This is a genomic window from Streptomyces sp. iso_384 (assembly GCF_056172905.1).
This window is the reverse complement of the sequence record NZ_JBWBTT010000001.1, coordinates 7,646,951-7,661,089: the sequence shown is the minus strand read 5'-3', so window position 1 is coordinate 7,661,089 and position 14,139 is coordinate 7,646,951. Positions and strand designations below refer to the sequence as shown.

At 73.0% G+C, this 14,139-nt stretch carries 14 protein-coding genes; 13 read left to right on the top strand and 1 reads right to left on the bottom strand.

All coding sequences use genetic code 11. The annotated features are described in order from the left end of the window. The first annotated feature begins 43 nt into the window (after nt 1-43). The 13 genes from AC0VY3_RS34680 (at nt 44) to AC0VY3_RS34620 (ending at nt 13,733) form a co-directional block, all read left to right on the top strand. Nucleotides 44-868 carry an aldose epimerase family protein gene (locus tag AC0VY3_RS34680; protein WP_475551492.1) on the top strand — a complete coding sequence of 275 codons (825 nt, stop codon included), beginning with the start codon at nt 44-46 and terminating at the stop codon, nt 866-868. Nucleotides 869-911: 43 nt separating this feature from the next. Continuing rightward, on the top strand, nt 912-1,451 hold the full coding sequence (gene pyrE / locus AC0VY3_RS34675) for an orotate phosphoribosyltransferase (protein ID WP_475551491.1): 540 nt from the start codon (nt 912-914) through the stop codon (nt 1,449-1,451). Between the two features lie 143 nt (nt 1,452-1,594). Next, nucleotides 1,595-2,626: a class II fructose-bisphosphate aldolase gene (fbaA, locus tag AC0VY3_RS34670; RefSeq protein ID WP_103510580.1), complete on the top strand. Its 1,032-nt coding sequence runs from the start codon at nt 1,595-1,597 to the stop codon at nt 2,624-2,626. Nucleotides 2,627-2,742: 116 nt separating this feature from the next. Continuing rightward, nucleotides 2,743-3,906 carry a MalY/PatB family protein gene (locus AC0VY3_RS34665; RefSeq protein WP_475551490.1) on the top strand — a complete coding sequence of 388 codons (1,164 nt, stop codon included), beginning with the start codon at nt 2,743-2,745 and terminating at the stop codon, nt 3,904-3,906. A 166-nt stretch (nt 3,907-4,072) separates the two neighbouring features. Further along, nucleotides 4,073-5,572 carry a DHA2 family efflux MFS transporter permease subunit gene (locus AC0VY3_RS34660; protein WP_475551489.1) on the top strand — a complete coding sequence of 500 codons (1,500 nt, stop codon included), beginning with the start codon at nt 4,073-4,075 and terminating at the stop codon, nt 5,570-5,572. Between the two features lie 115 nt (nt 5,573-5,687). Beyond that, nucleotides 5,688-6,101 (top strand): DUF3151 domain-containing protein, encoded by a 414-nt coding sequence (locus AC0VY3_RS34655; protein ID WP_103510577.1) that lies wholly within the window; start codon nt 5,688-5,690, stop codon nt 6,099-6,101. A gap of 139 nt (nt 6,102-6,240) precedes the next feature. Further along, nucleotides 6,241-7,089 carry a tryptophan 2,3-dioxygenase family protein gene (locus tag AC0VY3_RS34650; protein ID WP_103510576.1) on the top strand — a complete coding sequence of 283 codons (849 nt, stop codon included), beginning with the start codon at nt 6,241-6,243 and terminating at the stop codon, nt 7,087-7,089. Further along, on the top strand, nt 7,082-8,320 hold the full coding sequence (gene kynU / locus AC0VY3_RS34645; protein WP_475551488.1) for a kynureninase: 1,239 nt from the start codon (nt 7,082-7,084) through the stop codon (nt 8,318-8,320). The genes AC0VY3_RS34650 and kynU overlap by 8 nt, the downstream gene beginning before the upstream one ends. Nucleotides 8,321-8,456: 136 nt before the next feature. After that, nucleotides 8,457-9,398 (top strand): alpha/beta hydrolase family protein, encoded by a 942-nt coding sequence (locus tag AC0VY3_RS34640; RefSeq protein ID WP_475551487.1) that lies wholly within the window; start codon nt 8,457-8,459, stop codon nt 9,396-9,398. Nucleotides 9,399-9,503: 105 nt separating this feature from the next. After that, entirely contained in the window at nt 9,504-10,331 is an 828-nt protein-coding gene (locus AC0VY3_RS34635) for an NmrA family NAD(P)-binding protein (RefSeq protein WP_475551486.1), read from the top strand. A gap of 130 nt (nt 10,332-10,461) precedes the next feature. Further along, nucleotides 10,462-11,808: a sensor histidine kinase gene (locus tag AC0VY3_RS34630; protein WP_475551485.1), complete on the top strand. Its 1,347-nt coding sequence runs from the start codon at nt 10,462-10,464 to the stop codon at nt 11,806-11,808. After that, nucleotides 11,805-12,473, top strand: a complete 669-nt coding sequence (locus AC0VY3_RS34625; protein WP_475551484.1) for a response regulator — start codon at nt 11,805-11,807, stop codon at nt 12,471-12,473. Before AC0VY3_RS34630 ends, AC0VY3_RS34625 begins: the two co-directional genes overlap by 4 nt. A 54-nt stretch (nt 12,474-12,527) precedes the next feature. Next, nucleotides 12,528-13,733, top strand: coding sequence for a cytochrome P450 (locus AC0VY3_RS34620; RefSeq protein WP_103510570.1), 1,206 nt, complete (start codon nt 12,528-12,530; stop codon nt 13,731-13,733). 25 nt (nt 13,734-13,758) lie between these two features. On the opposite strand, the gene AC0VY3_RS34615 is transcribed toward AC0VY3_RS34620, so the two are convergent. Then, nucleotides 13,759-14,103, bottom strand: a complete 345-nt coding sequence (locus AC0VY3_RS34615) for a hypothetical protein (RefSeq protein ID WP_475551785.1) — start codon at nt 14,101-14,103, stop codon at nt 13,759-13,761. Nucleotides 14,104-14,139 lie beyond the last annotated feature (36 nt).

Sequence of the window (14,139 nt, the reverse complement as noted above, 5' to 3'; positions counted from 1 at the left end):
GGAGCGGCAGCCGGAGGCGGTGGCGGGCCAGTAGGGTCGTCGTGTGAGCAGGAGCGAAGAGAACGTCAGGCTGACCGTCGGCGCAGCCGAGTTGACCGTCGACCCCGGGAACGGCTGCCGGATCAGCAGCCTGCGGATCGGGGGTGCCGAACTGCTCCGCCAGGGCGATCGGTACGGCTGCTTCCCGATAGTGCCCTGGTGCGGGCGTACCGCGAACGGGGAGTTCCGCAACGGCGACGAGTTTCACCGGCTGCCGCTGAACTCACCGCCGCACGCCATCCACGGCACCGGCCGGGACACCTCCTGGCACACCGCCCACACGGATGCCGACGTGGCCGAGGGCCGGGCGGCCTTCTACTACGACCTCGCCGAGCCCTGGCCGTACCCGGGCCGGGTCACGCAGACCTTCGAGCTGGCCGAGGACACCCTGACGCTCGGCCTCTCCGTCGAGACGTACGGCAACTCCTTCCCGGCCCAGGCCGGCTGGCACCCGTGGTTCCTGCGCACCATCGACGGCCGGAACGCCGAGCTGTCCTTCGACGCCGCCTGGCAGGAGGAGCGCGGCGCGGACCATCTGCCCACCGGTCGCCGCATCGACCCGCTGCCCGGCCCGTGGGACGACTGCTTCGGCATGCCCGACGGCGTGGACGTGAAGCTCACCTGGCCGGAGCGGCTGGAGCTGACGGTGAAGAGCCGCAGCGAGTGGGTGGTGATCTACGACGAGCAGGAGGAGGCCGTCTGTGTGGAGACGCAGTCCGGGCCGCCCAACGGACTGAACACCCTGCCCCGGCTGGTGACCCCGATCGACCCGCTGGAGATCGCGACGACCTGGAGCTGGACCCCGCTCCGGTCCGGGGCCCGGCCGTAGGGCCTGGCCCGGGCCCCGGCCCGCACCGCTTACCCTCGTGGACATGACTGACGTACGCGCTGACCTGCTCCAGCAGATCAAGGACAAGGCCGTGGTGCACGGCAAGGTGACCCTCTCCTCGGGTCTGGAAGCCGACTGGTACATCGACCTGCGCCGCATCACGCTGGACGGCAGGGCCGCGCCGCTGGTCGGCCAGGTCATGCTCGACGCCACCGCCGAGCTGGACTACGACTGCGTCGGCGGGCTGACGCTGGGCGCCGACCCGGTCGCCACCTCGATGCTGCACGCCTCCGCCGCCCGCGGTACGAGCCTGGACGCGTTCGTCGTCCGCAAGGCGCAGAAGTCGCACGGGATGCAGCGCCGGATCGAGGGCACGGACGTCAAGGGCCGCCGCTGCCTGGTCGTCGAGGACACCTCGACCACGGGTGGTTCGCCGCTGACCGCCGTCGAGGCGGTGCGCGAGGCGGGCGGCGAGGTCGTCGCCGTCGCCGTGATCGTCGAGCGCGGGGCCGCCCCGGCGCTCGCCGAGGCCGGGCTGCCGTACGTGCACGTCTACTCGGTGGCCGATCTCGACCTGGGCTGAGCCCGGGGCGGACGGTTTCACGTGAAACCGGGTCCGCCGGGTGGAGCCGGATGGCGAGTCTGGGAAGATGGGGGCGACGATGACGTCGCCCCCAGGTCAGGGACTCACAGCCTGCACACCCGCACATCCCAAGGAGCGGTCAGATGCCCATCGCAACCCCCGAGGCTTACGCCGAGATGCTCGACCGGGCAAAGGCGGGCAAGTTCGCCTACCCGGCCATCAACGTGACCTCGTCCCAGACCCTGCACGCCGCGCTGCGCGGTTTCGCGGAGGCCGAGAGCGACGGCATCGTCCAGATCTCCACCGGTGGTGCGGAGTTCCTGGGCGGCCAGCACAACAAGGACATGGTCACGGGTGCGGTCGCCCTGGCCGAGTTCGCGCACATCGTCGCCGCGAAGTACGACGTCACCATCGCGCTGCACACCGACCACTGCCCCAAGGACAAGCTGGACGGCTACGTACGTCCGCTGCTCGCCGTCTCCGCGGAGCGCGTCGCCAAGGGCCTGAACCCGCTGTTCCAGTCCCACATGTGGGACGGCTCGGCCGAGACCCTCGCGGACAACCTGGCCATCGGCCAGGAGCTGCTGGCCCAGGCCGCCGCCGCCAAGATCATCCTTGAGGTCGAGATCACCCCGACCGGCGGTGAGGAGGACGGCGTCACGCACGAGATCAACGACGAGCTGTACACCACCGTCGACGACGCGCTGCGCACCGCCGAGGCGCTCGGTCTGGGCGAGAAGGGCCGCTACCTGCTGGCCGCCTCCTTCGGCAACGTCCACGGCGTCTACAAGCCGGGCAACGTCGTGCTCCGTCCCGAGCTGCTGAAGGACCTGCAGGCGGGCGTCTCCGAGAAGTACGGCAAGCCGGCCGGCAGCCAGCCGTTCGACTTCGTCTTCCACGGCGGCTCGGGCTCCACCGCCGAGGAGATCGCCACCGCGCTGGAGAACGGCGTCGTGAAGATGAACCTCGACACCGACACCCAGTACGCCTTCACCCGTCCGGTCGTGGACCACATGTTCCGGAACTACGACGGTGTCCTGAAGGTCGACGGCGAGGTCGGCAACAAGAAGACCTACGACCCCCGCACCTGGGGCAAGGCCGCCGAGGCCGGCATGGCCGTGCGTGTCACCGAGGCGTGCGCGAACCTGCGCTCCACCGGTACGAAGCTGAAGTAAGCACGACGCCGAAGTAAGTACGACGAGTACGGACGTACGGTCGCGGGCCCGGTCCTCCTTCAGGGGGCCGGGCCCGTTGCCGTGCCGAGAACCGTGAGTGAGCAAGGAGGGCTGTTGTGGGCGCGACCTACGATTTCGACGCCGTCGTCGACCGCCGGGGCACCTGGTGCGTCCAGTGGGACGGGGTCGCGGACCGGTTCGGGGTGGACGGGCTGCTGCCGTTCACCATCTCCGACATGGACTTCGCCACCGCCCCCGAGGTGCTGGCCGCGCTCCGGGCCCGGCTGGAGCACGGGGTGTTCGGCTACACCAGCTGGCAGCACGACGACTTCCGCTCGGCGGTCGCCCACTGGTACGCCACCCGCTACGGCACCACGATCGACACCGGGCAGCTGGTCTACGGCCCGTCCGTGCTCAGTCAGCTCTCCCAGCTGCTCCAGATGTGGACGGGGGAGGGGGACGGCGTCGTCGTCCACACCCCTGTGTACGACGGCTTCCGCAAGGCGATCACGGGGCTCGGGCGCGAGCTGCGGGGGGCGCCGGTGGGGGACTGGGCGGCGCTGGAGCGTGAGCTGGCGCGGCCCGATGCGAAGGTTCTGGTGCTGTGCTCGCCCCACAACCCGACGGGGTACGTGTGGACGGCCGAGGAGCTGGCGCGGACGGCCGCGCTGGCCGAGCGGTACGGGGTCGCGGTGATCAGCGACGAGATCCACGCGGATTTCGTGCACGAGGAGCAGGCGGGGCGGGTCCATGTGCCGTGGACGCGGGTGGCGGGGGACGGGCGCTGGGCGCTCATCACCTCCGGGTCCAAGGCGTTCAACTTTCCCGCGCTGACCGGGTCGTACGGGCTGATCGGTGATCCGGGCGACCGGGCGGAGTTCCTGCGGCGGATGGAGACGGCGGAGGGGCTGGCGTCGCCGGCCGTGCTGTCGCTGACCGCGCACATCGCGGCGTACCGGGAGGGGGCGGCGTGGCTGGACGCGGTGCGGGCGTATGTGGCGGGGAACCTGGCGTATGTCGCGGAGCGGCTGGCGGCGGAGCTTCCTGAGGTGGGGTGGGCGCCGCCGCAGGCCGGGTACCTGGCGTGGATCGACCTGCGGGCGGTGGGGGTGGACGACGCGGCGTTGCAGCGGGTGCTGGTGGAGCGGGAGGGGGTGGCGATCATGGGGGGTGCGGTCTACGGGGCGCCGGGGTTCGTTCGGCTGAACGTGGGGTGTCCTCGGGGGAAGGCTGTCCGGGGGGTCGAGGCGTTGGTGCGGGCCGTGGGGGCCGTGCGGTAGGCGGGTGGTTTCGGGGGCGCCGCCCCCGTGCCCCCGCTCCTCGATCGCCGGAGGGGCTTGGGACGCGGGCCCTGCCCGGTGCGGGCTTCCTCCATCGCCGGAGGAGCTTGGTTGCCGGCCTGGTCCGTCGAGTGCGGGGCGGGGTCGGGCGGGGCAGGCTGGGGGCATGGTTGCTGCTCCCGCGCCCGGCGAGATTCGGGTTGCCTCTTCCGTCGGGCGCTGGGTCGTGTTGACCACGGTGCTCGGGTCCGCCATGGCGATGCTGGACTCCACGGTCATCAACGTGGCCCTGCCCCGCATCGGTGAGGATCTCGGCACCGACATGGCCGCGCTCCAGTGGACCGTCAACGCCTACATGCTCACGCTCGCCGGGCTGATCCTCCTCGGTGGGGCGCTCGGGGACCGGTACGGGCGGCGGCGGGTGTTCGTGGTGGGGGTGGTGTGGTTCGCGGCCGCCTCGCTGCTCTGCGGGATCGCGCCGAACGCGGGGGTTCTCATCGCCGCCCGGGCCCTGCAAGGGGTCGGTGGCGCGCTGCTCACGCCCGGGTCCCTCGCGCTCATCCAGGCCAGCTTTCATCCGGACGACCGGGCGCGTGCGGTGGGGCTCTGGTCCGGGTTCGGCGGGGTCGGGGCGGCCGTGGGGCCCTTCGTGGGCGGGTGGCTCGTCGACGGGCCCGGGTGGCGGTGGGTGTTCCTGCTGAACCTGCCGCTCGCCGCCATCTGCGTACCCGTCGCGCTCCGGCACGTACCGGAGTCGCGGGATCCGGCGGCGCACGGCCGGTTCGACGTGCTCGGGGCCGTGCTCGGGGCGCTGGCGCTGGCCGGGGTGACGTACGCGCTGATCGAGGCCCCGGGGCGGGGCGCGTCGCCGGTGGTGATCGGGGCGGCGCTCGGCGGGGTGGTCCTGGGGGCCGCGTTCGTGGCGGTGGAGCGGCGGCGGGCGGATCCCATGCTGCCGCCGTCGATCTTCCGCTCCCGGCTGTTCACCTCGGTCAACCTGGTGACCTTCTGCGTCTACGCGGCCCTCGGCGGCTTCTTCTTCCTCTCCGCGATCCAGCTCCAGGTCGTCGCCGGGTACTCGGCGCTGGGGGCCGGTACCGCGCTGTTGCCCACCACCGTGCTGATGCTGCTCTTCTCCGCCTGGTCCGGCGAGCTCGGGCGGCGCATCGGGCCCCGTGTCCCGCTCACCGTCGGGCCGCTGCTGGCCGCCGCCGGGATGCTCCTGATGCTGCGGGTGGGGGCGGACAGCGCCTCCGTCGGCGGGTACGTGACCGAGGTGCTGCCCGCCGTCCTGGTGCTCGGCGCCGGGCTCGTCGTGGTCGTCGCCCCGCTCACCGCGACCGTCCTGGCCGCCGTGGACACCGGACGGGCCGGGCTGGCCAGCGGCATCAACAACGCCGCCGCGCGGGCCGCCGGGCTCATAGCGGTGGCCGCCCTGCCGCTGCTCGCCGGGATGGGGCCCGAGGCGTACCGGGACGCGGGGGAGTTCGCCTCGACCTTCCGGCGGGCGATGCCGATGTGCGCCGGGCTGCTGGTGGCGGGCGCGGTCATCGCCTGGTGGACGGTGCGCACCCCGGCCGCCGCCGTCCGGAGCGAGCGGCCCGAGTGCGCGGTGCACTGCGGGGTCGTCGCCCCGCCGCTGGAGCCGGAGCACCGCGACGGGTGATCGGCCCCCCGAACCGCCCACGGCGGGCCCGGGCCCCGGAAGGCCGTGTGGACGCGCTGTGCCACCGGCCCGGGCCCCGGTGCGGCCGGTGCGTGACGGCAGGCACACTTGGGGCATGTCCATCCACGAGAACCTTCTCGGGGGCCCCGCCCCGACCCACCTCCCCGACGACCCCGAGCCGCGCGAGCTGCTCGCCGCCGGCACCCCGCCCGCCGACGTCGCCGCGAAGTACCCCACCTCCTCGCTCGCCTGGGCGCAGCTCGCCGACGAGGCGTTCGAGGGCGGCCGGGTCGTCGAGTCGTACGCGTACGCCCGCACCGGCTACCACCGCGGCCTCGACTCCCTGCGCCGGGCCGGCTGGAAGGGCCACGGCCCGGTCCCGTTCGAGCACGAGCCGAACCGCGGCTTCCTGCGCGCCCTGCACGCCCTGGCGCGGGCCGCCGGGTCGATCGGGGAGACCGAGGAGCACGAGCGCTGCACGGCGTTCCTGCGCGACTCCTCGCCGACCGCCGCCGACATTCTGGGCTGAGCCCGGGCACGTACTCCCGAGCCGGGCCCGCCGCCCATGTCGCGCGGGTCCGGCTTAGTATGCGAGCAGGGGACCGGAGCTCCATCACCTCACGGAAGGGGCGGACCGCTACCCGGAAGCTCGTGTCGAGGAGACAGAAATGTCGACGAATCACCCCGACCCCGAAGCCACCGGTGCGGACACCCCGCACCTGGACTTCGCGGGAACGACTCCGTACGAGGACTATGTCCAGGCGGATGTCCTGACCCATCTCCAGCACCTGCGCTCGGACGATCCCGGCGAGATGGTCTTCCTGGTCACGACCCAGGTCATGGAGCTGTGGTTCACGGTCATCGTCCATGAGTGGGAGACCGCCACCCGCGCCCTGCGCGAGGACCGCATACCCGTGGCGCGCGACGCCCTGAAGCGTTCGCTGCGCGAGCTGGAGGCGCTCAACGAGTCCTGGCGGCCGCTGGCCGGACTCACCCCCGCCCAGTTCAACTCCTACCGGGGCTCCCTCGGCGAGGGCTCCGGGTTCCAGTCCGCGATGTACCGGCGGATGGAGTTCCTGCTCGGCGACAAGTCCGCCTCGATGCTGGTGCCGCACCGGGGCGCGCCCCGCGTGTACGCGGAGCTGGAGAAGGCCCTCGGCGAGCCCAGCCTGTACGACGAGACCCTCGCCCTGCTGGCCCGGCGCGGGTATGCCGTTCCCGAGACCGTCACCACCCGTGACCTGACCCAGCGGTACGAGCCGTCGCCCGAGGTCGAGGCGGTGTGGGCGGAGATCTACGCCTCCGACGACCAGAACGACGAGCTGGTGCGGCTCGGTGAGCTGCTCACCGACGTCGGCGAGCTGGTGTGGCGATGGCGCAACGACCACCTCGTCGCCACCCGGCGCGCGATGGGCTCCAAGACCGGCACCGGCGGTTCCGCCGGAGTGGCCTGGCTGGAGAAGCGCGCCACGAAGAACGTGTTCCCCGAGCTGTGGACGGCGCGCAGCCATGTCTGAGACCACGACCACGACCACGACGGAAAACCTCCGTGAGCGGGCGCTGAAGCTCGATGCCGCCGACCCGCTGGCCGGCCGCCGCGCGCTCTTCGCGCTCGACGACGGCGTCTACCTCGACGGCAACAGCCTCGGCGCGCTGCCCGTCCACGTCCCCGCCCGGGTCCAGGACGTCCTCACCCGCCAGTGGGGCGAGCTGCGCATCCGGTCCTGGGACGAGAGCGGCTGGTGGACCGCGCCGGAGCGGATCGGCGACCGGATCGCCCCGCTCGTCGGGGCCGCCGCAGGGCAGATCGTCGTCTCCGACTCGACCAGCGTGAACGTCTTCAAGGCCGTCGTCGCGGCCGTCCGGATCGCGGGGGAGGGACGCGACGAGATCCTGGTTGACGCGACGACCTTTCCCACGGACGGGTACATCGCCTCCGCCGCCGCCCGGCTGACCGGACACCGGATCGTGCCCGTCGCGCCCGCCGATGTGCTCGCCGCGCTCGGCCCGCGTACCGCCGCCGTGCTGCTCAACCACGTCGACTACCGCTCCGGCCGGCTGCACGATCTGCCCGGACTGACCGCCGCCGTCCACGCGGCGGGCGCGGTCGCGGTGTGGGACCTCTGCCACAGCGCGGGCGCGCTGCCCGTCGGGCTCGACGAGCACGGGGTGGACCTGGCCGTCGGCTGCACCTACAAGTACCTGAACGGCGGCCCCGGTTCGCCCGCGTACGTGTACGTCGCCGAGCGCCATCAGGCCGCCTTCGACTCGCCGCTGCCGGGCTGGAACTCGCACGCCGACCCGTTCGGCATGACCGCCGACTACGCTCCGGCGGACGGTTCCGTACGGGGCCGGGTCGGCACGCCCGACATCGTCTCCATGCTGACGCTGGAAGCGGCGCTGGACGTGTGGGACGGGGTGTCGGTGGACGCCGTGCGGGCCAAGTCGCTGGCCCTGACGGACTTCTTCCTGGAGTGCGTCGAGGCGTACGTACCGGCGGGCCGGGTCGCCTCCGTCACCCCGGCCGCGCACGCCGAACGCGGCAGCCAGGTCGCCCTGCGCTGCGAGGAGGCGGAGCCCGTGATGCGTCGCCTCATCGAGCGGGGCGTCGTCGGCGATCTGCGGCGGCCGGACGTGCTGCGGTTCGGCTTCACCCCGCTGTACGTGGGGTTCGCCGACGCGGAACGGGCGGCGCGGATCCTCGCCGAGGTGCTGACCGAGGTGCCCGCCGGGAACACCGTCGGCTGACGGGCCGTCACCGTGTGTTCGACCGGGCGGGGACGGTGCCGAGTGCTGGTACCGTCCCCGCAGGTCAACCCAGTTGGGCACCTGACACAGGTACAGAACACAGGCGCAGGCCATGGGCATAGGACGGTTGAGCAGCATGTCGGATTCCCCGGGTTTCCCGGACTCTGCGGCGCGTGATCGGGACGAGGCGGAGAGCGCGTCGGCGTTCGCCCATCCGCCCGTCGCCCCCGACGCCAACGCCGCCTACGGTGACCACCCCGACCAGGTCGTCGACTTCTACGCCCCGCGCGACGGCCGCACCGCCGCCCCGCTCGTCGTCCTCCTGCACGGCGGCGCCTGGCGGGCCCCGTACGACCGGGCCCATGCCTCCCCGCTCGCGGACTTCCTGGCCCGCCGGGGCTTCGCCGTGGCGAACGTGGAGTACCGGCGCGGCGGCGACGACATCCCCCAGCAGCGCGACGGCGCGGAGAACGCCCGGCCGGGCGGCGCCGATCCCGTCGCCGGGCGCTGGCCGGAGACCTTCGACGACGTGGCCGCGGCCCTGGACGCGATGCCCGTGCTGGCCGCCCGTGAGCTGCCGGGCGCCGATGTGCGGCGGATCGTGGTCGCCGGGCACTCGGCGGGCGGACACCTCGCGCTGTGGGCGGCGGCGCGGCACGTCCTGCCCGAGGGGTCGCCGTGGCGGCTGCCCGTCCCGCCGCCGCTGCCCGTCCCGCCGCCGCTGCGCGGAGTCGTCGCGCTGGCCCCGATCGCGGACTTCGCCACGGCGGTCGGGCTCGGGGTGTGCGGTGATGCGGTCGGCCAACTCCTGGGCACGAAAGCCGACTTCGAGGAGCGGGCGGCGCACGCCGATCCCGGGGTGCTGCTGCCGACCGGGATCGCCACCGCGATCGTCCAGGGCGTCGACGACATCGTCGTGCCCAAAGCCGTCGCCGAGGCGTACGTCGACGCGGCGGCCAGGTCCGGCGAGACGGTCGGGCTGACGCTGCTCGGCGGCGTCGGGCACTTCCCGCTGATCGACCCGGCCGCCGACGCCTGCGCCGTGGTGGCCGAGGAGATCACCCAGCTCGCCTGGTGAGTTCCCCGCCGGACCGTCCCGATTGCGGACCGAAGGTGTCCGCAAGGCTCTCTACGTTGGTTCTGTGCCGCTCGGGCGGAGTCGCAAGCGACGAAGGAGAACCTCATGACGATCCTGGTGACCGGAGCAACGGGAACGGTCGGCCGCCGTGTGGTCGAGCAGCTGCTGGAGCGCGGCGAGCACGTCCGGGCGCTGACCCGCGACCCGGCGCGCGCGGAGCTTCCGGCCGGCGTCGACGTCGTACGCGGAGACCTCACCGATCCCGCGTCGCTGGAGCCGGCGCTGGACGGGGTGACCGGACTGCACCTCATCACCTTCGGCGGCGGCCTCTTCGCCCCGCTGGAGAACGGTGAGAAGATCCTCGGCCTGGCCCGCAGGGCGGGTGTGCGCCGGGTGACCGTGCTGCACGGCGGCGGGGCCACCCCGATGGAGAGCGCGGTGCGGGCGAGCGGGTTCGACTGGACCGTCGTGATGCCGGTGGAGTTCATGGCGAACGCCCTGGAGTGGGCGCCCGGCATCAGGAGCGAGGGGGTGGTGCGCGAGCCCTTCGTCGACCGGCTGAGCGCGATGGTCCACGAGTCGGACATCGGGGCGGTGGCGGCGGCGGCCCTCACCGAGGACGGCCACGGCGGCCAGGAGTACCTGGTCACCGGACCGCAGGTGCTGACCGTCCGCGACAAGGCGGCGGCCGTCGGCGCGGCCCGGGGCGCGGACGTCGAGCTGGTCGAGCTCACCGAGGAACAGGCGCTGGAGAGCTGGCGGGGCCAGGGCATGCCGGAGGACGTGATCGCGTTCCTGATCGACGTCTACCGGGACACGCCGCCGGAGGGCCGGACCGTGATCGACACGGTGGAGAAGGTCACCGGGCGGCCGGCGCGGACCTTCGCGCAGTGGGCCGAGGAGCACGCGAAGCACTTTCGCGCGCAGCCCTGAAAGCGCTGCTGACCAGGGGATTTCCGGTCCCTGACACGGTACGGCGGAGGCGGGTAGTCCTTGAGACGGACGCCCCGGAATCCGCACCGATGGTGACGACCCGCCGTCCGCCGCCGCCTACCGTGGAAGCGTGACCGAGACCCAGACGAAGAACAGTGGCCCGGAGTTCCGGGCAGCCGCAGGGGCGATAGACGGCCTGCGGGAGGACCTCTTCCGCCAGGCGTTCGCCTACCGGCCCCTGCCGCCGCTGAACCCCGACGGACGGCTGATGCGGCGGCTGCCCGAGGGGCTGCGCAAGGGCGCCGTCTGGACCCCGCACGCGCTGGTGCTGTTCGCCGCCTTCCTCGTGATGATGGCCGGGTTCGCGGAGTGGCGGTTCCGCCTCCTGATGGGTCTGGTCCCCGCGATCGCGGTGGCGATGACCCTCATCAGGCCGGTCGCCGCGTTCTGGGCGTCGATGCTGGCGACCGTCTTCTGCGCGGTCCTGGGCAGCGAGGGGCTGTGGGGGCCGAGCGCCTTCGGGGCGCAGCTGGTGGTCCTGGTGGTCGTGGCCGCCCGGACCCGGCCCCGCACCGCCGCCTGGATGTGGCTGCTGACCCTGCTGTTCGGGATGCTGGTGGAGGGCGGCGACCCGTCGATCACCGCGCCCCTGGCGACGCTCTCCGCCTTCGCGCTGCTGGTCGTCGCCGTGGTCCAGATCCGGCGCGACGCCGAGCGCGAGGTCACCGTGCAGCGCACCGTCACCGCCGTCGAGCGCGACCGGCGCACCCTGCTGGAGGAGCGCACCACCATCGCCCGGGAGCTGCACGACGTGGTGGCCCACCACATGTCCGTCGTCGCGATCCAGGCCGAGGCCGCCCCCTACCGGGTCGAGAACCCGCCGCCGGAGCTGGAGCAGGCCTTCGTCACCATCCGGGAGAACGCCGTCGCCGCCCTCACCGAGCTGCGCCGCGTCCTCGGCGTCGTACGGGCGGAGGACTACGAGGCCCCGGACGCCCCGCAGCCCACCCTCGCCGCGCTCGACGGGCTCCTGGACAACGTCCGCGAGACCGGCCTGGAGACGGAGAAGGTGATCACCGGGGCCGTCCGCGAGCTGCCGCAGGGCGTCGAGCTGTCGGCGTACCGGATCGTCCAGGAGGCCCTGAGCAACACCCTGAGGCACGCGCCGGGCTCCTCCGCCAGGGTCGAGCTCGGCTATGTCCTCGGCGGGCTCGGGCTGCGCGTGGTCAACAGGCCCCCGCGCGGCCTGGTGAAGCCCTCGCCGGGGGCCGGGCACGGGATCACCGGGATGCGGGAGCGGGTCGCGATGCTGAACGGCGAGATGACGGCCGGGACGACGGCGGACGGCGGATACGAGGTCGCCGTGTTCCTCCCCGTACCGCTGTCCCAGGAGCCGGAGCAGCCGGAGTCCCGGGAGACGGCCGACGGCAACGGCGAAACGGTCGTCATCGAACGCGTACAGGACGGCCGGGCATGAGCGACACCGACATCCGGGTCCTGATCGTCGACGACCAGATGATGGTCCGCGAGGGCTTCTCGGTCCTGCTCAACGCGATGCCGGGGATCACCGTCGTGGGCGAGGCGGTGGACGGGCAGCAGGCCCTCGCCCAGGTCGCCGCCCTGGGCCCGGACGTCGTCCTGATGGACATCCGCATGCCGGAGATGAACGGCATCGAGGCGACCCGCGAGATCGTCGCACGGGACGCCGACGCGAAGGTCCTGGTGCTGACGACCTTCGACCTCGACGAGTACGTCTACCAGGCGCTGCGGGCCGGAGCCTCGGGCTTCCTCCTCAAGGACGCCTCCGCCCGGCAGCTCGCCGACGGGGTGCGGGTGGTGGCCTCGGGCGAGGCGCTGCTCGCCCCGACGGTCACCAGGCGGCTGATCACCGAGTTCTCCAAGCTCGCGGAGACCCCGCGGCCGCCCGCCCTGGCCCGGATCGGCGATCTCACCGAGCGCGAGACGGAGGTGCTCGTCCTGATCGCGCAGGGCCTCTCCAACGCGGAGATCGCCTCGCACCTGATCGTCGCCGAGTCCACGATCAAGACCCACGTCAGCCGCATCCTGGTGAAGCTGGGGCTGCGCGACCGGACCCAGGCGGCGGTGTTCGCGTACGAGGCACGGCTGGTCACCCCGGGATAGCCGGGCCTGTGCCGGGGGCCTTGCGGTGAGCGCGGGCGCGGGTAGCGTCGGATCATGCACGTGTCCTTCGACCCCTGGTCGCCCGCGTTCGTCGCCGATCCCTACCCCGCCTACACCGCGCTGCGCGCCGCCGGCCGGGCGCACTGGTTCGAGCCGACGGGGCAGTGGCTGATCCCGCACCACTCCGACGTATCGGCCCTGCTGCGCGACCGGCGGCTCGGCCGGACCTATCTGCACCGCTTCAGCCACGAGGAGTTCGGCCGCACCCCGCCGCCCGCCGCGCACGAGCCGTTCACCACGCTGAACGGGCAGGGCATCCTCGATCTGGAGGCCCCCGACCATCCCCGGATCCGGCGGCTGATCTCCAAGGCGTTCACCCCGCGTACGGTCGAGAACCTGGCCCCGACCGTACGGCGGCTGGCGGCCGAGCTGGTCGACGCGTTCGTGGCGAAGGGCGGCGGGGACCTGCTGGCCGAGGTCGCGGAGCCGCTGCCGGTCGCGGTGATCGCGGAGATGCTGGGCGTCCCGGAGGCGGACCGGGGCCTGCTGCGGCCCTGGTCGGCGGCGATCTGTGGAATGTTCGAGCTGAACCCGTCGGAGGAGACGGCGGCCGCCGCCGTCCGCGCCTCCGTCGACTTCTCCGCGTATCTGCGCGGGCTGATCGCCGAGCGGCGCGCCGACCCCGGCGAGGACCTGATCTCGGCGCTCATCGCCGCCCACGACGAGGGCGAGCGGCTGACCGAGCAGGAGATGATCTCCACCTGCGTGCTGCTGCTGAACGCGGGCCACGAGGCCACGGTGAACACCACCGTCAACGGCTGGCGCACCCTCTTCCACCACCCGGAACAGCTGGCCGCCCTGCGCGCCGACCCCGGACTGCTGCCCACCGCGATCGAGGAACTCCTCCGCTACGACACCCCGTTGCAGATGTTCGAGCGCTGGGTGCTGGACGACATCGAGATCGACGGCCAGGTGATCGGGCGGGGCGCGGAGGTGGCGCTGCTGTTCGGCTCGGCCAACCGGGACCCGGAGCGGTTCGCGCGCCCGGACACGCTGGACCTGTCCCGGACGGACAACCCGCACATCACCTTCGGCGCCGGCATCCACTTCTGCCTGGGCGCCCCACTGGCCCGGCTGGAGCTGGCCGCGTCCTTCGGGGAGCTGCTGCGGAAGGCGCCCGCGCTGCGGATGACGGCGGAGCCCGAGTGGCACCCGGGGTATGTGATCCGGGGGGTGAAGGAGCTGCGGGCGGAGGTGTAGGTCCGTCGGCCGGGCGCGCGCGGGCTCAGCAGGGCGGGCCGCAGTCCTCCGTAGCCTGCGGCCTGGCCAGGACGTCGAAGCCGTAACCGAAGGCGGCGATCCCCGCGACGGCCGCCGCCAGCCCGAGCGCGGGCCGCCACCGGCCGCGTACGAGCGCGAAGACGGCCAGGGCGGCGGCGGCCCCGCCCAGGGCCATGACGGGCAGACCCAGCCAGAAGACGGCCGGGTTGGTCTCGCTCTCGAAGCTGCCGAAGAGGCCCCTCCTGCCGTACGGGAGCCAGATCGCGATGCCCGCGAGGGTGCCGAGCACGGCGGTCACGCAGCCGGCGGTGCCGACGACGGCTTCACGCCGCGGGTTCTCGGTTTCCATGATCCGGGGGACGCGACGGGGCACGGGAGCGGTTCC

Bases quoted from the DNA above. Each gene is read 5' to 3' on its own strand.
- kynU (WP_475551488.1), top strand. From the start codon at position 7,082: ATGTCTGAGACCACGACCACGACCACGACGGAAAACCTCCGTGAGCGG.
- fbaA (WP_103510580.1), top strand. From the start codon at position 1,595: ATGCCCATCGCAACCCCCGAGGCTTACGCCGAGATGCTCGACCGGGCA.
- AC0VY3_RS34620 (WP_103510570.1), top strand. From the start codon at position 12,528: ATGCACGTGTCCTTCGACCCCTGGTCGCCCGCGTTCGTCGCCGATCCC.
- AC0VY3_RS34660 (WP_475551489.1), top strand. From the start codon at position 4,073: ATGGTTGCTGCTCCCGCGCCCGGCGAGATTCGGGTTGCCTCTTCCGTC.
- pyrE (WP_475551491.1), top strand. From the start codon at position 912: ATGACTGACGTACGCGCTGACCTGCTCCAGCAGATCAAGGACAAGGCC.
- AC0VY3_RS34615 (WP_475551785.1), bottom strand. From the start codon at position 14,103: ATGGAAACCGAGAACCCGCGGCGTGAAGCCGTCGTCGGCACCGCCGGC.
- AC0VY3_RS34625 (WP_475551484.1), top strand. From the start codon at position 11,805: ATGAGCGACACCGACATCCGGGTCCTGATCGTCGACGACCAGATGATG.
- AC0VY3_RS34640 (WP_475551487.1), top strand. From the start codon at position 8,457: ATGTCGGATTCCCCGGGTTTCCCGGACTCTGCGGCGCGTGATCGGGAC.
- AC0VY3_RS34655 (WP_103510577.1), top strand. From the start codon at position 5,688: ATGTCCATCCACGAGAACCTTCTCGGGGGCCCCGCCCCGACCCACCTC.
- AC0VY3_RS34650 (WP_103510576.1), top strand. From the start codon at position 6,241: ATGTCGACGAATCACCCCGACCCCGAAGCCACCGGTGCGGACACCCCG.
- AC0VY3_RS34635 (WP_475551486.1), top strand. From the start codon at position 9,504: ATGACGATCCTGGTGACCGGAGCAACGGGAACGGTCGGCCGCCGTGTG.